Here is a 16,378-nt window from a genome sequence, read left to right as displayed (position 1 = left end):
CTGCCGGCCCGGGAGGTCCGACCGGTGCGCCGCAGCACGGGTGGGCGTGCGTGCGAGCACCGTAGGTCCGCGCCGACGCCGTGGCAAGAGGGCGACCGTCAGCGTGCCCGGGCGGCCTGGAGCGGGAGCAGGGCCGAGAGGTCCGCGCGGTCGCCGGACGCCGCGATGCGCCCCTCGGCCGCGGCCTGCGCCCAGGCCAGCTCGCCCGTCGCGAGGCCCAGCCACGTCGCGGGGTCCGTCTCGACGACGTTGGGCGGCGTACCGCGCGTGTGCCGCGGGCCCTCCACGCACTGCACGGCCCCCGCGGGGGGCACGCGGACCTCGACCGCGTGGCCCGGGGCGACGTCGGAGAGCTCCTCGAGCGTGAACCGCACGGCCGTGGCGATCGTGCGCCGGTCCGTCGCCCCGCCGCGCCACGCGTCCAGGGCGCGACGCCCCTCGGCGGGCTCGGTGCGTCGTCGGGCGGGCACGGCCTCAGGCCCCCGCCCGCACGGGGACGGCGGCGGCGAGCGCCGCGGCCGCGGCGCGGGCGAGCGCGGGGTCCGTCTGCTCGAACCCGGCGTCCGCCCCGCCGCCGGGGCCGCCGGCGTCGGCCACGGACCGCTTCGCCGAGAGGTGCACGGCGTCGACCCCCACCGCGACCAGGGACCCGACGTCGCCGGGCAGGACGCCGCCCCCGGCCATGACCTCGATGCGCCCGGCCGCGTGCTCCACCATCGCGGCGAGCCGGTCGATCCCCTGCCGGGCCGTGGCCGCCCCGCCGGAGGTCAGGACGCGGGTGACGCCGAGCGCGGCGAGCTCGTCGAGCGCGGCGACGACGTCCTCGACCAGCTCCACGGCCCGGTGGAAGGTCACCTCGGCGCCGTCCGCCGCCACGACCAGGCGCCGGACCGCGCGGGCGTCGACCCGGCCCGCGGGCGTCAGGGCGCCGACGACCACGCCGTCGGCCCCCACCTCGACGGCCGTCGCGACGTCGCGCTCGATGACGTCGAGCTCGCCCCGCGAGTAGACGAACCCGCCGGCGCGCGGCCGCACCAGCGGGTGCACGCCGACGTCGGGGGCGGCGTCCAGCGTGGCCGAGAGCAGGCCGGCGCTCGGGGTCACGCCGCCCGTGGCACCCAGCGCGGCGCACAGCTCGACGCGGCGCGCCCCCACCTCCACGGCGGTGCGGACCCCCGCGAGGTCCTGCACCGCGAGCTCCAGCTCGCACCGCCTCATGCTGCCCTCCGCCCGTCGTCGGACCACACCCTACGACGGGTGCGCGAGGTCCCGGCAGGTGCGCCGCGGGTCACCAGCTCCAGCCGCGCTCGCTCAGCTCGAGCTCCTCCCGCAGGCGCTCCGTCGGGTCGTCGTGCACCCCGGCGCGCAGCACCAGCCCCTGGACCGGCAGGCCGGCGAGACCGCACGCCTCGCGCAGCAGCGCGTCGTAGGCCCCCTGGACGGCGAGGTAGTGGTGGGCGCGCGCGAACAGGTCGGCGTCCGTCTCGATGCGCCGCAGCTCCGCCGCCAGCTCCGTGAGCCGGAGCTGCACGCGCAGGGCGCGCAACGGATCGACGGCCGGGGGACGCGTGCGCGCGACGACGACCGCGTGCGCGGTGACCACGAGCACCGCCACGCCGGAGACCAGGAGGAGCCACAGCATCGGAGCGATCCTTCGCCGGAGCGGACCCCTCCAGACTAGGTCCGCCCCGCCTCGGCCACCAGGGCTGGGCTCAGCCGAAGATCGCCGGCAGGCACCCGCGGTAGACGGCGTCGGCCTCGGCGAGCGGGACGGTGAACATCCCCTCGATCTCGAGCGCCTCGTCGGCGGCCACGCCGTCCTGCGACCCGCCGTCCTGCGCGGAACCGTCCACGGCGTGCCCGGTCTCGCCGAGCTTGAGGAACGGCACCCCGCGCGCCACGCACGCGTCGGCCAGCTTCTGCGCCTCCGCGCGGGGCACGGAGACGAGCGCGCGCGCCGTCGACTCCGAGAACAGGGCCTCGAACGGGGTCACGCCGTCCCGCTCGCACAGCGCGTCGAGCGAGACGCGGGCGCCGGTGCCGAAGCGCAGCGAGGCCTCCAGCAGAGCCTGGACGAGCCCGCCGTCCGACAGGTCGTGCGCCGCGGAGACCAGGTGGTCGCGGCCGGCGTTGACCAGCACGCCCGCGAGCGCCTTCTCGGCCGCGAGGTCGAGCCGCGGCGGCACGCCCCCCAGGTGGCCGTGCAGGACGTCGGCCCAGGCCGAACCGTCGAGCTCCGGGCGGGTGGTGCCCAGCAGCACGACGTGCTCGCCCGCCTCGCGGAAGCCGGACGTCGTGGCGCGCGCGACGTCGTCGAGCACCCCGAGGACGCCGACGACGGGGGTGGGGTGGATCGAGGAGTCGACACGGCCGGGCTCCCCGGTGCCGTTGTAGAGGGAGACGTTGCCGCCGGTCACGGGGACGCCGAGCTCCTGGCAGCCGTCGGCGAGGCCCTCGATCGCCTCGACCAGCTGCCACATCGCGTCCGGGTCCTCGGGCGAGCCGAAGTTCAGGCAGTCGGTCACCGCGAGCGGTCGCGCGCCGGTCGCTGCGACGTTCCGGTACGCCTCCGCGAGCGCGAGCTGCGCGCCGGTGCGGGGGTCGAGCTTCGCGAAGCGGCCGTTCGCGTCGGTCGCGAGCGCGACACCCAGGCCGGTCTCCTCGTCCACGCGGACCACCCCGGAGTCGTCCGGCTGGGCGAGCGCGGTGTTCCCCTGGACGAACCGGTCGTACTGGTCGGTGACCCAGGCCTTCGAGGCGTGGTTCGGTGAGCCGAGCACCGCCAGCGCGGCGGCCCGCAGCTCCTCGGCGGTGCCGGGCCGGGCGAGGCCGGCCGCGGTGTCCGCGTTCAGCGCGTCCATCCAGGCCGGGCGGGCGTAGGGGCGGTCGTAGACCGGTCCCTCGTGGGCGACGGTCCGCGGGTCGACGTCCACGATCCGCTGGCCGTGGTGGTCGATGGTCAGGCGCCCGGAGCCGTTGACCTCCCCGACGATCGAGGTCTCGACGTCCCAGCGGTCCGTGATCGCGAGGAACGCGTCCAGCTTCTCCGGCGTGACGACCGCCATCATGCGTTCCTGGGACTCCGACATGAGGATCTCGCCGGCGTTGAGCGACGGGTCGCGCAGGAGGACGTCGTCGAGGTCGACGTGCATGCCGCCGTCGCCGTTCGACGCGAGCTCGGACGTGGCGCAGGAGATGCCCGCGGCGCCGAGGTCCTGGATGCCCTCGACGACCTTGGCCGCGTAGAGCTCGAGGCAGCACTCGATGAGCACCTTCTCCATGAACGGGTCCCCGACCTGCACGCTCGGGCGCTTGGCCGGGACACCGCCCTCGAAGGTCTCCGAGGCGAGAATGGACGCGCCGCCGATGCCGTCGCCGCCGGTGCGCGCGCCGAACAGGATGACCTTGTTCCCGGCGCCCGAGGCGTTCGCGAGGTGGATGTCCTCGTGGCGCAGCACCCCGAGGCACAGGGCGTTGACGAGCGGGTTGCCCTGGTAGCAGGGGTCGAAGACCAGCTCGCCGCCGATGTTCGGCAGGCCGAGCGAGTTGCCGTAGCCGCCGACGCCGGAGACGACGCCGTGCACCACGCGCGCGGTGTCGGGGTGGTCGACCGCCCCGAAGCGCAGCTGGTCCATCACGGCGACCGGGCGTGCGCCCATGGAGATGATGTCGCGGACGATCCCGCCGACGCCCGTCGCGGCGCCCTGGTAGGGCTCGACGTAGCTGGGGTGGTTGTGCGACTCGACCTTGAACGTCACGGCCCAGCCGTCGCCGATGTCCACGACCCCCGCGTTCTCGCCGATGCCGACGAGGAGGTGCTCGGTCATCTCGGGGGTCACCCGCTCGCCGAACTTCCGCAGGTGGTTCTTCGACGACTTGTACGAGCAGTGCTCGGACCACATGACCGAGTACATCGCGAGCTCGGCGGCGGTGGGCCGGCGGCCGAGGATCTCGACGATCCGCGCGTACTCGTCGGGCTTGAGCCCGAGCTCGGCGAACGGCAGCGCCTCGTCGGGCGTCGCGGCGGCGTTCTCGACGGTGTCCAGCTGCGGGCGGCTCGTGGGGGCGGACGCGTCGTTCGTGGGGGCGCTCATCGGATCCCTCGTCGGTGGCGGGCGGTGCTCGGGCGGCCGGCACGTGCGCGCGGGCGCGCGGCAGGCGTGAGCACGAAGACGCCGCTGAGTTTACCGGCCGGGCGGCGCGCACCGGGACGACGCCCGCCCGCCGGGTGGCAGGCTGTGCCCGTGAGCTCCCGACCCCGCGCCGCGTCCGCGCGCGCCGCGGTCGCCCTGGCCTGCGGGCTGCTGTGCGCGGCGGCGGGCTGCTCGGCCCCCGGGGCGCCGGACGCCGGGACCGCCGCACCGACGTCGCCGTCCCGTCCGCCGTCGCCCGCGCCGCACGAGATCGGGCGGCTCGAGGTGGGCGACGTCATCGTCGTCCTGCGGGCGAGCGCGGGCACCGCGGAGGTCGCCGACGGGCCCGCGACGAGCCGCACCGCCAGGACCGACGACGCCGTCGGGCTCACGCTCGCGCTCGACGGGCCGGGCGGCGCGCGCTTCTCGCGCGACGCCGACGCGACGGTCTCCGTCGTCGGTCCGGGGGACGACGACGCCGCGACCGTCGGCGGGCTCGCCGTCACCGGCGACGACGTCCGGGTCGCGGTCGCCGACCGCGAGGTCACCGTCGGGCCGCAGGCGTCGGGGAGCCCGACGAGCCGACCCTCCGCCGAGACCCGGACCCCGCCGGCGGTCGTGGCGGCGACCGTCACGCTCGGCGCGGACGCGCTCGTGTCCGCGACGTGGGGCGAGGCCGAGGGCGGCCGCTCGCTCGCCGTCGTCCCGTCCGACTGGGCGCGCCAGGCCGGCGCCGCGGGGGCGGACGCCGTCTGGTCGGCGGTGGTGGCGGCCGAGCCCGACGCGGACACGCCCGGCATGCACGACCAGCTCGAGTGCCACGCGCTGGGCGCCACCGACAAGGCGTCGTGGAACCTCGAGCCGTGGCGGCCCGACGTCGGGTTCGTCGACACCGCGCTCGCGCGCTGCAACCCGACCTGACCCGCGCGCGGGACCGGCGCGCCCGACCCGCAGCCCGACCCGCGTGGCGGGGACAGCCGTCGCACGGGAGCATGAGGACATGACGGACAACGAGCTCGACGACGACGGTCACGTCGTCCTCCTCGTGCGCGGGACCGTGCAGGGGGTGGGCTTCCGCGACGCGGCGCACCGCGAGCTGCACCGGCTCGGGCTGCGCGGCGAGGCCACCAACCAGCCGGACGGCACCGTGCGGGTCACGGCGCGCGGACAGGTCGCCGCGCTGCGCCACCTCAACGCGTGGCTCGTGGGACCGGACGCGCCCGGGAAGGTGCTGGGGGTCGAGACCCTCGAGGTCGGCTGAGCCCCGCAGGACACGCAGGCCCGAGACGCGAGGGAGCCCTCATGAGCCAGACCGCAGGCGCGACGGACGAGCGCCAGCCGGACCTCCGGCGCGTCATGGGGCCGAAGCTGCTCCTGCTGTTCATCGTCGGGGACATCCTCGGCACCGGCGTCTACGCGCTCACCGGTCAGGTCGCCGGGGAGGTGGGCGGCGCCGCGTGGCTGCCCTTCCTCCTGGCGTTCGTGGTCGCGACCATCACGGCGCTCTCGTACCTGGAGCTGGTCACCAAGTACCCGAGCGCCGCCGGCGCCGCGCTGTACACGCACAAGGCCTTCGGCATCCAGCTGCTGACGTTCGTCGTCGCGTTCATGGTGATGAGCTCGGGCATCACGTCGGCGTCGACGGCGTCCGACGCGTTCGCGGGGTTCGTCTCCGACGGGTTCGGGCTGGACCTGGACCCGGGCAGCGGGGGCCGCGTGCTCATCGCCCTGGCCTTCATGGCGCTCGTCGCGGTCGTCAACGTCCGGGGCGTCTCGGAGAGCGTCCGGGCGAACGTCGTGATGTCGCTGGTCGAGCTGTCGGGCCTGCTGCTGGTGATCTTCGTCGGGCTCTGGGCCATGACCCAGGGGCGCGCCGACTTCTCGCGGGTCGTCGTCTTCGAGAGCGCCGACGACAAGGGCGTCTTCATCGCGGTCTCCGCCGCGACGACGCTCGCGTTCTTCGCGATGGTCGGGTTCGAGGACTCCGTGAACATGGCCGAGGAGTGCAAGGACCCGGTGCGCGACTTCCCGCGCATGATGCTCACGGGCCTGTCGGTCACGGGCGTGATCTACGTGCTGGTCGCGATCACCGCCGTGGCCCTCGTCCCGGTGGGCGACCTGTCCGACGAGTCGAAGGGGACCGCCCTCACCCAGGTGGTCGCCGCGGGCGCCCCGAACCTGCCGTTCGACACGATCTTCCCGTTCATCGGTATGTTCGCCGTCGCCAACTCGGCGCTGATCAACATGCTCATGGCCTCGCGCCTGCTCTACGGCATGGCGAACCAGGGCGTCCTGCCCCGGGTGTTCGGGCGGGTCGGGCGCTCGCGCCGCACCCCCTGGGTGTCGATCCTCGTCACGACGGCGATCGCGTTCGCGCTGATCGTCTACGTCGTCCGGGAGTCCGGCACGGAGGCCGGGGCGAGCTCGGTCGCGCTGCTCGGAGGGACGACGTCGCTGCTCCTGCTCGTGGTCTTCACCGTCGTCAACATCGCGCTGCTCGTGCTGCGCCGGGACAGCGTGGACCACGCGCACTTCCGCACGCGCGTCCCGCTCGCGGTGCTCGGCGCGCTGACGTGCGCCTTCCTGGCCGGCCCCTGGGCGCGCAGCGCCGACCAGCAGGAGCAGTACGTCATCGCGGCGGGTCTCGTGGGCCTGGGGATCGTGCTGTCGTTCGTCACGTGGCTGTACAACCGCGCGGTACGCCACCGCGGCATCGGCTTCTCGGACGTCGAGCACCTCGAGGACGACGTCGACGAGCCCCGCTGACCGCCGTCGGCGGTGCGGGGCCCGTCGGGGGCGACGCCGTCAGCGCTGTTTCGCCGCCGCCTTCTTCTGCGCCTTCTCGCTGATCGGGGCGTCCCCGCTCGCACGCAGCTCGCGGTAGTAGGCGCGCGCCTCGTCCTGGCGCTCGGCCTCGGCGCCGGAGGCGATCTTCGCCCGCAGGTGCTCCGGGCCGAACCCCCAGGCGTCGACGAGGTCCTGGGCGTGCGGGCGCAGGCGCAGGAGCAGCCGCTCGATGTAGCTCGTCACGGTGCGCGCGCGCTGCGCGGAGAGCCGGCCGTTGATCAGGTACCAGGCGAGGTGCCGCTCGACGAGCGTGAGGCCGAAGAGGTCGCGCACCCGCGTCATCACCGTGCGGGTGCCGGCGTCCTCGATCGTCGTCAGCGCCTGCGTGAACGCCTCCCAGCGCAGCAGGTCCGCGTGCGCCCGGGCCGCCTCGACCAGCTCGGACTGGTGCTCGTCGAAGATCCGCGCCGCCTCCGCGGGTGAGGCCTTCTGCGCCGGGCGCAGCGCGAGCGCGACGGCCTCGACCATCGTGTCCACGCGGTCCGTCAGCAGCGCGCGCTGGGTCTCGGTCTCGCGCAGGTGCCCGGCCGCACGGCGTGCCGAGCCCTGGTCGGCGAGCGCCTGCGCCGCGCGGCGCAGGGGCGTGCGGTGCAGGGCAGCGCTCGCCGCCCGGTCGACCACGTAGCGCGCCATGCCGCCGGGCGTGATGCCCTTGAGCTGCTTCGCGTAGTCGCTGAGCAGCCGCTTGCCGACGAGCTGGAGCAGGACCGTGTTGTCGCCCTCGAAGGTCGCGTAGACGTCCATGTCGGCGTGCAGGCTCGTGATGCGGTTCTCCGTGAGGAACCCCGCGCCGCCGCAGGCCTCGCGGGTCTCCTGCAGGGTGTCGAGCGCGAAGCGCGTGCTCGTCGCCTTGAGGGCGGCGGCCGTGGTCTCCAGGTCCTCGCGCGTCTCCGGGGTGTCCTCGTCGCCGGAGAACACCGAGTGGAACAGGTCCAGGAGGCGGTCGTGGGCGAAGTGGGTCGCGTAGGTCTCCGCGACGCGCGGCAGGAGCCGGCGGCGGTGCGTGCCGTAGTCGAGGAGGACGACCTCGTCCGTCGGCGAGGCCGCGGTGAACTGCCGCCGCTGGTTGCCGTAGGTGACGGCGATCGCGAGGCCGATCTTCGAGGCGTTCGACGCGGCCCCGTCGAGCGAGACGCGGCCCTGCACGAGCGAGCCGAGCATGGTGAAGAACCGGCGTCCGGGGCTGTCGATCGACGAGGCGTACGAGCCGTCCGCCGCGACGCTGCCGTAGCGCGAGAGCAGGTCCGCCCGCGGGACGCGGACGTGGTCGAAGTGCAGGCGACCGTTGTCGACGCCGTTGAGCCCGCCCTTGAGGCCGTCGTCCTCGCCCCCGACGCCCGGCAGGAAGTCGCCGGCGCTGCCGTCCTCGCGGACCTCGCGGATCGGGACGTAGAAGCAGTGCACCCCGTGGTTGACGCCCTGGGTGACGAGCTGGGCGAACACCGTCGCGGCCGTCGCGTGCACCGCCGCGTTGCCGAGGTAGTCCTTCCACGCGGCGCGGAACGGCGTGTGGAGGACGAACTCCTCGGTGGCCGGGTCGTAGGTGGCGGTGGTGGCAACGCTGGCGACGTCGGACCCGTGGCCCGTCTCCGTCATCGCGAACGCGCCGGGGACGGTGAGGTCCATGGCGCCGGGGAGGTAGCGGTCCTGCTGCTCCTCGACCCCCAGGTGCAGGATCGCGGAGGCGAACAGGCCCCACTGGACGCCGGCCTTGATCTGCAGCGACGGGTCGGCGGCGACGAGCTCCTCGAACCCGGCGAGGTTGCCGCCCGGGTTGTCCGAGCCGCCGAGCCGCTCGGGGAACGCGGTGTGCACCTGGCCGACGGTCGCGAGCCGGCGGCACTGGTCGAGCACGCGCTCGCGGTGCTCCTGCGTGGGCAGGCCCTCGATCTTGTGGAACGCCGGGTCGCCGGCCGCGGCGCGCGCCCGGGACCGCAGCTCCGACCAGCGCCCGAGCAGGACGCGACCGAGGCCCTCGACGTCGATGCGCTCGTCGTCCCCGGCCGCGGTCGGGGCCGGGCCCGTCGCGGGCTGCGACGTGGGTGCGCCGGTCGTCGCGTCGACGGTGCCGGCGGTGGTGTTGGTCGTCGGCTCGCTCGCGTGGCCGGAGCCGGCCGGCGTCGGCGAGGCGGCGTCGGACAGGTCGGACGTCGTGGTCATCGGTTCTCCCCGGGGTTTGCTGTGGGTGACGTGGGTGCTGTGGGTGACGTGGGTGCTGTGTCTGGTGCGGCTCCTGCGGGTGCGGTGCGGGCCGTCGGCGGGCTCGGGACCCGGTGCTCGGACAGGACGCCCACGGGGCCGAACCAGAGCCAGTCGGCGACCTGCTCGGTGAGCTCCTCGCGCGAGGGCGTGCCCGGCTCGGCGCGGTGGGCGAGCCACCACTCGCCGGCCCCGCGCACGAACCCGACCGCGCCGGCGGCCCACGACGCGGCGACGGCGTGGTTCACGTGGGCGACCTGCGCGAAGGGGCGCGCGACCAGCTCGGTGACGGACTCCAGGAACGCGTCGAGCGGCGCCGCCGCGGGGTTGCCGTCGACGTCGGTCCCGGCGATCACGCCGGTGCGCGTCACGAAGTAGTAGACGTTGGGCGACTGCTCGACCATCTCGAGGTAGACCCGGACCATCGCGCGCAGCGCGCGCTCGGGCGTGCCGGCCTCCTCCGCCGCGCGGCTCAGGGCGTGGCGCATCTGGACGCCGACGTCCTCGCCGACGGCCACCTGCAGGCCCGTCTTGTCGTCGAAGTAGCGGTAGACGATCGACTTGGACGTGCCGCACTCCGCCGCGATCTCGTCCATGGAGACGGCGGGGCCGCGCTTGTGCACGGCCTTGCGCGCCAGCTCGAGCAGCGTCGCCCGACGGGCGGCGCGGTGCTCGTCCCAGCGCGTGGAGCGGCCGTCCGCCACGGTGTCCGCGTTGCTCATGATGCCTCCGGGTGCCCGACGTCGGTGTCGTCCCTAGGCTGGTCGGGAACGGGCCGCCGGCCCGATCGACTGCCTGGGATGGTGCTGCGGGGCGGTCACCGCCGCATACCGCACCGAGAGTATCAGGTACTCTGAGTTCCGGACACCCCCGCGAGCCGGACCTCCTGCTCGCGCCGAGCCCAGGACGCGTCCTGGGCGAGCCCAGAGCGAAGGAGCACAGGCCGTGGCCACGACGCCCGAACCCGCGAGCAGCCGATCCGAGGACGCCGGAGCAAGCGGCGGGGCCGCAGGCGTGCCGCGGACCCGCGACGCCGTGATCGTCGGCGGGAACCGGATCCCGTTCGCGCGAGCCGGCGGGAAGTACGCCGCCGCGAGCAACCAGGACATGTTCACCGCGGCGCTCGAGGGGCTCGTCGCCCGGTTCGGGCTGCAGGGCGAGCGCCTCGGCGAGGTGGTGGGGGGCGCCGTCCTCAAGCACTCGCGCGACTTCAACCTGGTCCGCGAGTCGGTCCTGGGCTCGTCGCTCTCCCCGCAGACGCCCGCCTACGACCTCCAGCAGGCCTGCGCCACCGGGCTCGAGGCCGTCGTGAGCGTCGCCAACAAGATCCGGCTCGGCCAGGTCGAGTCCGGGATCGCCGGAGGCGCGGACACCGTCTCCGACGCCCCGATCGCCGTGAGCGAGGGGCTGCGCCGCGTGCTGCTCGAGGCGAGCCACGCCCGGAGCACCAAGGCCCGCGTCGCGGCGTTCGCGAAGCTGCGGCCCCGAGACCTCGCACCGCTCTCGCCGAGCACGGACGAGCCGCGCACCGGCCTGTCGATGGGCGAGCACCAGGCCATCACGACCGCCCGCTGGGGCATCACGCGCGAGGCGCAGGACGCGGTCGCGCTCGCGAGCCACCGCAACCTCGCCGCGGCGTGGGACTCGGGGTTCTTCGACGACCTCGTGACGCCGTTCCGCGGCCTGACGCGCGACCAGAACCTGCGCCCCGACTCGAGCGCCGAGAAGCTCGCGTCGCTCCGGCCGGTCTTCGGCGCACGCCTCGAGGGCACCGAGCCCTCGATGACCGCCGGGAACTCGACGCCGCTCACCGACGGCGCCTCCGCCGTCCTGCTCGCCTCGCGCGCCTGGGCAGCCGAGCGCCACCTGCCCGTCCTCGCCCGGGTCGTCGACGCGGAGACCGCCGCCGTGGACTACGTGCACGGCCACGAGGGCCTGCTCATGGCGCCCGCGCACGCCGTCCCGCGGCTGCTCGCCCGCCACGGGCTCGGGCTGGGCGACTTCGACCTCTACGAGATCCACGAGGCGTTCGCGTCCACGGTGCTGACCACCCTCGCCGCCTGGGAGGACGCGGACTACTGCCGCGAGGAGCTGGGCCTCGACGGCCCCCTCGGGTCGATCGACCGCGACCGGCTCAACGTCAACGGCTCGTCCGTCGCCGCCGGGCACCCCTTCGCCGCGACCGGCGGGCGCATCGTCGCGACCGCGGCCAAGCTCGCCGCGGCGCGGGCCGCCGAGACCGGCCGCACCGCGCGGGCGCTCGTGTCCGTCTGCGCCGCCGGCGGGCTCGGCGTCGCCGCGATCATCGAGTCGGCCGCGCCCGGCACGGAGGCCTGAACCATGACCGACTCCTACCTCAAGGCCGTCGACGGCGGCCTCGTCAAGGGCCTCGCCCAGCGGCTCGGCCTGCCGCAGCCCGTCGTCCTGCGCCGGCACGACCCGTCCGCGCCGCTGGTCCCCGGCCCCGTCCTCGTCGTCGGCGGCCGACCCGACGCGGCCGACGACGCCGATGCGGTCGCGCGGGCCCTGCTCGGCTGGGACCTGGACGTACGCCAGGCGCGCGGCGACGCCGTGCCCGAGGGCGTCGAGCGCTGGGGCGCGATCGTCGTCGTCGTCACCGAGGCGAAGACGCCCGAGGACCTGCACGACCCGGTCCTCGCCCTCGGCGCCCAGCTGCGGCGCCTCGCCCGGTGCGGGCGCGTCGTGACGGTCTCCCGCGCCCCCGGCGACGGGGACTCCCCCGCGCTGGCCGCGACCCGTGCCGGTGTCGAGGGCTTCCTGCGCTCGGTCGCCAAGGAGCTGCGCGCCGGCGCGACCGCCAACGGCGTCCAGCTGGTCGCCGGCGCCGGCGCGGGCGACCCCGCGGCGCTCGCCGCGCTGCACTTCTTCCTCTCCGGCCGCTCGGCGTTCGTCGACGGCCAGCTGCTCGAGGTCGGCGCCGGGCCCGCCTGGGACGCCACCGGGTTCGACCGGTCGCGCCCCCTCGCCGGACGCGTCGCCGTGGTCACCGGCGCCGCCCGCGGGATCGGCGCGGAGGTGGCGCGCACGCTCGCCCGCGACGGCGCGAGCGTCGTCGTCGTCGACGTGCCCGCCGCCGGCGAGGCGCTCGCCGCGGTCGCCAACGAGGTCCGCGGCACCGCCCTCCAGCTCGACGTCACGGCCGACGACGCCGGCGCACGGATCCTCGAGCACGCGCGCAGCCGGCACGGCGGCCTGCACGTCCTGGTGCACAACGCGGGCATCCTGCGGGACAAGCTGCTCGCCAACATGAGGCCCGCGCAGTGGGACGCGGTCGTCGCGGTCAACCTCGCGGCCCAGCTGCGCATCACCGGGCACCTGCTCGACGTGGGCGGGTTCTCCGAGGCCCCGCACATCGTCTCCCTGGCCTCGACGTCCGGGATCGCGGGCAACCGCGGGCAGACGAACTACGGCTTCTCCAAGGCGGGCGTCATCGGCCACACCCGGGCGACGGCGCGGCTCGTGGCGGCGCTCGGCGGCACCGCCAACGCCGTCGCGCCGGGATTCATCGAGACGGACATGACGGCGTCGATCCCGCTCGTGCCCCGCCAGGTCGCGCGGCGGGCCTCCTCGCTCCAGCAGGGCGGGCAGCCGGTCGACGTGGCCGAGGCGATCGCGTTCCTCGCCTCGCCGGGGTCCACCGGGATCACCGGGCAGGTGCTGCGCGTCTGCGGACAGAACCTGGTGGGCCGATGACGCTCGCCGCCCCCGGCGTGCCGACGGGTGCCCCGGGCGCCTACCGCACCGAGCCCCTGGCGACCACGCCCGGGCTCGGCGGGCTCTACGCGCGGGGAGCGGCGTCGTCGGGCACCATCGCGGCGCGCCGCGTGCTCCCGGGCGAGACTCCCGAGCCCGCGCTGCCCGCGGTGGCGCTGCGCGTCGAGGACGTCCCCACCGGGCCCGAGGTGGCGGCGCGCCTGGCGGCCTACCAGCGGCTCGTCGGCGAACGGGTGGGCGACGCGCTGCCCGCGGGGTTCCTGCACGTGCTCGCCTTCCCGGTCGCGACCGCCCTCATGGTCCGCGGCGACTTCCCCCTCCCCCTGCTCGGGATGGTGCACGTGGCCAACGCGGTCACCCTCGCCCGGCCCGTGGCGCTCGGGCAGCTCCTGACGGTCGACGCGTGGGCGCAGGACCTGCGCCCCCACCGGCGGGGCGTGACGGTCGACCTCGTGACGGAGGTCCGGGCCGACGGCGAGGGCGCCTACCGCGGGGTGTCGACGTATCTCGCGCGCGGCGTCTCGCTCGAGGCCACGGGCACAGACGGCGCCGAAGGCACCGCCGGCGCCCACGACGCGCAGGAGCCGGCCGGCTCCCGCCCCGGGTTCGTCCCCCCGCTGCCCACGGGCCGGTGGCGCCTTCCCGCGGGCACGGGGCGCGCCTACGCCGCCGTCTCCGGCGACCGCAACCCCATCCACCTCTCCGCGCTGAGCGCCAAGGCGTTCGGGTTCCCGCGGGCCGTCGCGCACGGGATGTACACCGCCGCGCGCGCGCTCGCCGAGGTCGGCACCGCCCGGGGCGCGGCCTACGACTGGACGGTCCGCTTCGCGCACCCCGTCCTGCTGCCCGGGACGGTCGACGTCGCGATCACCCCGGCGGCAGACGGCGCGGGCGACGGGCACGAGTACGTCGGGTGGGACGCCTGGCGCGCCCGGCGGCACTTCGCCGGGACGGTCGTCCCGCGCTGAGCCCGCGCGCTCGCCGGGTGCGAGTCCACGGCGGGCGTGCCTACGCTCACCCTGTCACTGCGAACCCGGTGCACCACCGGGTGCTACCACGAGAGGAGACCGACATGGGACTCGACGACAAGATCTCGAACGCCGGTGAGAACGCTCAGGGCAAGGCCAAGGAGGCCGCCGGCAAGGCGACCGACAACGACAGCCTCGCGGCGGAGGGCAAGGGCGACCAGGCCTCCGCGAACATCAAGCAGGCCGGCGAGAAGGTCAAGGACGCCTTCAAGGACTGACCTCGACCGGGTCGGCACGCCCGGCCCGCACGACGACGCCCCATCCGTGACTCCCTTCGGGTGGGGCGTCGTCGTGCACCGGCAGACCCTCGGCGACGTCCACCAGGGCGGTGCTGCGCCCGTCGAGCGCGTGCCGCGCGGCGGCGTCCTGCGCCCCCCGTCCCGCGAACCGCCCGTCGGTGAGCCACTGCAGCACCTCCCAGCGCCCGAGCGGCTCGGTGCCGCCGCGCAGGCGACCGGCACGCTCGCGCAGCCCACGGGCCCGCGTCCGCTCCTGCGCCGCGCGGAGCAGCGCCCGGGCGACGAGCTCCCGGCCGGCAGCCGCGGTCCACGCCGCGCGCTGCCCCTCGCTCTCCGCGGGGTCGCGGGCGGGGAGCAGGACGGCGTCGGGCTGGGCGGTGCCGAGGGTGCCGGCGGTGCCGGGCCGTCCCCCGGCGCACGCCGGCGCGTCGCCGTGCTCGCGCGGGATCCCCGAGCCCACCAGCGCGAGGACGCGCACGCTGCCGCCGCCCGCGACGCGGGGTCGGCGCTCGACGACGAACCGCGGCGCGCGCGCGAGCGCCTCGAGCCGCGCGGCGACGCCGTCGTGGACGTCGGCGCGGACCGTCAACGCGCCGATCGCGGCCGCCGGGTCGGTGGGCGAGGCCACCACGGCGTGGCGGTAGGTGCCCGGCGGCGCCGTGACCGACTCGCTCGTGCCGTCGGGGAACCGCGCGGTCGCGGTGGTCAGCGGGACGTCGATCTCGAGGATCGGCACGGGGCTCAGCCCTGGGCGGGGACGGGACCGCACCCGGCGGACTCGCCGACGAACCCGGCCGCCGCGGTCGCGAACAGCCCGGTCAGGCCGCTGCCGGCCGGCACGGGGCGCGGGTCGTCGACCACGGTCCAGCAGCCGTCGACGATCGCGTACCGCGCCCGGGGGCCGTCGGCCGCGAACTGCGCGAGCGCGGCGAGCAGCCGCTCGACCTCCTCGCCCGACGTGCCGACGCCGACCGACGCGCGGATCGCCCCGCCGTCGAGCCCGAGCCGGTGCAGCAGCGGGTGCGCGCAGAAGCGCCCGTCGCGCACGCCGATCCCGTGCTCCGCGGACAGGTACGCGGCCACGAAGCCCGGGTCGTGGTCCTGGACGGCGAAGGTCACGACGCCGACCGGGTCGCTCGCGTCGTCCCACGCCCGCACGACGGTGACACCGTCGATCGCGTCGAGACCCTCGACCAGGCGCGCCCGGAGGGCGGACTCGTGCGCCGCGGCCTCGCGGGGGTCGAGCGAGCCGAGCGCGTCGCAGGCCGCCGCGAGCGCGACCGTGCCGACGACGTTGGGCGACCCGGCCTCGTGCCGCGCCGTGCCGACGTGCCAGTCCGTCGCGTCGAGCCCGACCTGGCGCACCGCTCCTCCCCCTGCGAGGAACGGGGTGCCCGCGTCGAGCCAGTCCCGCCGGCCGACGAGCGCTCCCGCGCCGAACGGCGCGTAGGTCTTGTGCCCGGAGAAGGCGACGTAGTCCACGCCGCTGTCGGCGAGCGAGAAGCGGCGGTGCGGGACGAGCTGGGCGCCGTCCAGGACGACGCGCGCCCCCGCGTCGTGCGCGGCCGAGACGAGCGGGCCGAGCGGCAGCGACTCCCCCGTGACGTTGGACGCGCCCGTCACCGCGAGCAGCGCGTAGGGGCGGCGCGCGAGCTCCGCGCGCACCAGCTCGGTCGTGGCCGCGACGGACGCCGCGCCGGCGAGCACCGTGGCACCGCCCGTGCGCTGCCACGGCAGGAAGTTGGCGTGGTGCTCGACGTCCAGGACGAGCACGCGCCCCGGGCTGCCGTCCGCATGCGCCGGGACGCAGCCCGCGAGCAGGTTGAGGGAGTCGGTCGTGTTGCGCGTCACGATCGTCACGTCGTCGGGCCGCGCCCCCACGAACTCGCCGATCGTCCGGCGCGAGGCCTCGTAGAGCGCCGTGGAGACCTGGGAGAGGTACCCCGCGCCCCGGTGCACGCTCGCGTAGAGCGGCAGCACCTCGGTGACGCGCTCGGCGACGCTCACGAGGGCGGGGGCGGACGCCGCGACGTCGAGGTTGGCGTACGGCACCTGCCGTCCGTCGACGAGCGGGACGAGGGTGTCGGAGCCGACGACGGGCAGCACCGGGCCGAGGCCCGCGAGGCCCGGGGCGTCCTGCACCGTCCGGTCCGGACAGCTCGTGCCGAGGGTGGATGTGGTCATGCGAGTCCTCCGT

The 16,378-nt window shown here is 75.8% G+C and carries 15 protein-coding genes; 7 read left to right on the top strand and 8 right to left on the bottom strand.

From position 1 onward, the window contains the following. Positions 1 to 98 precede the first annotated feature (98 nt). The 4 genes from EDF32_RS06670 to purL all read right to left on the bottom strand — a co-directional run bounded on the left by EDF32_RS06670 (position 99) and on the right by purL (position 4,094). Complete coding sequence (locus EDF32_RS06670) at positions 99 to 470, bottom strand: sterol carrier family protein (protein ID WP_123307767.1); 372 nt, start codon at positions 468 to 470, stop codon at positions 99 to 101. A 4-nt stretch (positions 471 to 474) separates the two neighbouring features. Beyond that, entirely contained in the window at positions 475 to 1,218 is a 744-nt protein-coding gene (locus tag EDF32_RS06665) for a copper homeostasis protein CutC (protein WP_123307766.1), read from the bottom strand. 70 nt (positions 1,219 to 1,288) lie between these two features. Next, on the bottom strand, positions 1,289 to 1,642 hold the full coding sequence (locus tag EDF32_RS06660; RefSeq protein WP_233565768.1) for a hypothetical protein: 354 nt from the start codon (positions 1,640 to 1,642) through the stop codon (positions 1,289 to 1,291). 70 nt (positions 1,643 to 1,712) lie between these two features. Continuing rightward, positions 1,713 to 4,094: a phosphoribosylformylglycinamidine synthase subunit PurL gene (purL, locus tag EDF32_RS06655; protein ID WP_123307765.1), complete on the bottom strand. Its 2,382-nt coding sequence runs from the start codon at positions 4,092 to 4,094 to the stop codon at positions 1,713 to 1,715. 150 nt (positions 4,095 to 4,244) lie between these two features. Between purL and EDF32_RS14665 the strand changes: the two genes are divergently transcribed. The 3 genes from EDF32_RS14665 to EDF32_RS06640 all read left to right on the top strand — a co-directional run bounded on the left by EDF32_RS14665 (position 4,245) and on the right by EDF32_RS06640 (position 6,899). After that, on the top strand, positions 4,245 to 5,054 hold the full coding sequence (locus tag EDF32_RS14665; protein ID WP_199734846.1) for a DUF2599 domain-containing protein: 810 nt from the start codon (positions 4,245 to 4,247) through the stop codon (positions 5,052 to 5,054). Positions 5,055 to 5,133: 79 nt separating this feature from the next. Beyond that, positions 5,134 to 5,394 (top strand): acylphosphatase, encoded by a 261-nt coding sequence (locus EDF32_RS06645; protein WP_123307764.1) that lies wholly within the window; start codon positions 5,134 to 5,136, stop codon positions 5,392 to 5,394. Positions 5,395 to 5,435: 41 nt separating this feature from the next. Further along, complete coding sequence (locus tag EDF32_RS06640) at positions 5,436 to 6,899, top strand: APC family permease (protein WP_123307763.1); 1,464 nt, start codon at positions 5,436 to 5,438, stop codon at positions 6,897 to 6,899. A gap of 39 nt (positions 6,900 to 6,938) precedes the next feature. Here EDF32_RS06640 and EDF32_RS06635 read toward each other — a convergent pair whose 3' ends face one another. After that, positions 6,939 to 9,140, bottom strand: coding sequence for an acyl-CoA dehydrogenase (locus tag EDF32_RS06635; RefSeq protein ID WP_123307762.1), 2,202 nt, complete (start codon positions 9,138 to 9,140; stop codon positions 6,939 to 6,941). Next, positions 9,137 to 9,901, bottom strand: a complete 765-nt coding sequence (locus EDF32_RS06630) for a TetR/AcrR family transcriptional regulator (protein WP_123307761.1) — start codon at positions 9,899 to 9,901, stop codon at positions 9,137 to 9,139. The genes EDF32_RS06635 and EDF32_RS06630 overlap by 4 nt, the downstream gene beginning before the upstream one ends. 292 nt (positions 9,902 to 10,193) lie before the next feature. Between EDF32_RS06630 and EDF32_RS06625 the strand changes: the two genes are divergently transcribed. From EDF32_RS06625 to EDF32_RS06610, 4 genes are all read left to right on the top strand, one after another. Further along, positions 10,194 to 11,516 (top strand): acetyl-CoA C-acetyltransferase, encoded by a 1,323-nt coding sequence (locus EDF32_RS06625; protein WP_233565801.1) that lies wholly within the window; start codon positions 10,194 to 10,196, stop codon positions 11,514 to 11,516. 3 nt (positions 11,517 to 11,519) lie between these two features. Next, on the top strand, positions 11,520 to 12,893 hold the full coding sequence (locus EDF32_RS06620) for a 3-oxoacyl-ACP reductase (RefSeq protein WP_123307759.1): 1,374 nt from the start codon (positions 11,520 to 11,522) through the stop codon (positions 12,891 to 12,893). Further along, a complete protein-coding gene (locus EDF32_RS06615) occupies positions 12,890 to 13,882 on the top strand; it encodes a MaoC/PaaZ C-terminal domain-containing protein (RefSeq protein WP_123307758.1) in 993 nt (330 codons plus the stop codon). Before EDF32_RS06620 ends, EDF32_RS06615 begins: the two co-directional genes overlap by 4 nt. A gap of 104 nt (positions 13,883 to 13,986) precedes the next feature. Then, complete coding sequence (locus EDF32_RS06610) at positions 13,987 to 14,160, top strand: CsbD family protein (protein ID WP_123307757.1); 174 nt, start codon at positions 13,987 to 13,989, stop codon at positions 14,158 to 14,160. Here the strand turns inward: EDF32_RS06610 and EDF32_RS06605 are convergent. Then, positions 14,150 to 14,917 carry a hypothetical protein gene (locus tag EDF32_RS06605; protein WP_123307756.1) on the bottom strand — a complete coding sequence of 256 codons (768 nt, stop codon included), beginning with the start codon at positions 14,915 to 14,917 and terminating at the stop codon, positions 14,150 to 14,152. The genes EDF32_RS06610 and EDF32_RS06605 overlap by 11 nt on opposite strands. Before the next feature lie 5 nt (positions 14,918 to 14,922). After that, positions 14,923 to 16,365, bottom strand: a complete 1,443-nt coding sequence (locus EDF32_RS06600; RefSeq protein WP_123307755.1) for an aminotransferase class V-fold PLP-dependent enzyme — start codon at positions 16,363 to 16,365, stop codon at positions 14,923 to 14,925. Between the last annotated feature and the right edge of the window lie 13 nt (positions 16,366 to 16,378).

This window comes from Cellulomonas sp. PhB143, assembly GCF_003752595.1.
Classification (GTDB): Bacteria; Actinomycetota; Actinomycetes; order Actinomycetales; family Cellulomonadaceae; genus Paraoerskovia.
This window is presented reverse-complemented; position numbering and strand designations above follow the sequence as displayed.

What these genes read in the sequence shown, in the direction of transcription:
- EDF32_RS06665 (WP_123307766.1), bottom strand. Translation starts at nt 1,218, where the DNA reads ATGAGGCGGTGCGAGCTGGAGCTCGCGGTGCAGGACCTCGCGGGGGTC.
- EDF32_RS06660 (WP_233565768.1), bottom strand. Translation starts at nt 1,642, where the DNA reads ATGCTGTGGCTCCTCCTGGTCTCCGGCGTGGCGGTGCTCGTGGTCACC.
- purL (WP_123307765.1), bottom strand. Translation starts at nt 4,094, where the DNA reads ATGAGCGCCCCCACGAACGACGCGTCCGCCCCCACGAGCCGCCCGCAG.
- EDF32_RS06645 (WP_123307764.1), top strand. Translation starts at nt 5,134, where the DNA reads ATGACGGACAACGAGCTCGACGACGACGGTCACGTCGTCCTCCTCGTG.
- EDF32_RS06640 (WP_123307763.1), top strand. Translation starts at nt 5,436, where the DNA reads ATGAGCCAGACCGCAGGCGCGACGGACGAGCGCCAGCCGGACCTCCGG.
- EDF32_RS06635 (WP_123307762.1), bottom strand. Translation starts at nt 9,140, where the DNA reads ATGACCACGACGTCCGACCTGTCCGACGCCGCCTCGCCGACGCCGGCC.
- EDF32_RS06630 (WP_123307761.1), bottom strand. Translation starts at nt 9,901, where the DNA reads ATGAGCAACGCGGACACCGTGGCGGACGGCCGCTCCACGCGCTGGGAC.
- EDF32_RS06620 (WP_123307759.1), top strand. Translation starts at nt 11,520, where the DNA reads ATGACCGACTCCTACCTCAAGGCCGTCGACGGCGGCCTCGTCAAGGGC.
- EDF32_RS06615 (WP_123307758.1), top strand. Translation starts at nt 12,890, where the DNA reads ATGACGCTCGCCGCCCCCGGCGTGCCGACGGGTGCCCCGGGCGCCTAC.
- EDF32_RS06610 (WP_123307757.1), top strand. Translation starts at nt 13,987, where the DNA reads ATGGGACTCGACGACAAGATCTCGAACGCCGGTGAGAACGCTCAGGGC.
- EDF32_RS06600 (WP_123307755.1), bottom strand. Translation starts at nt 16,365, where the DNA reads ATGACCACATCCACCCTCGGCACGAGCTGTCCGGACCGGACGGTGCAG.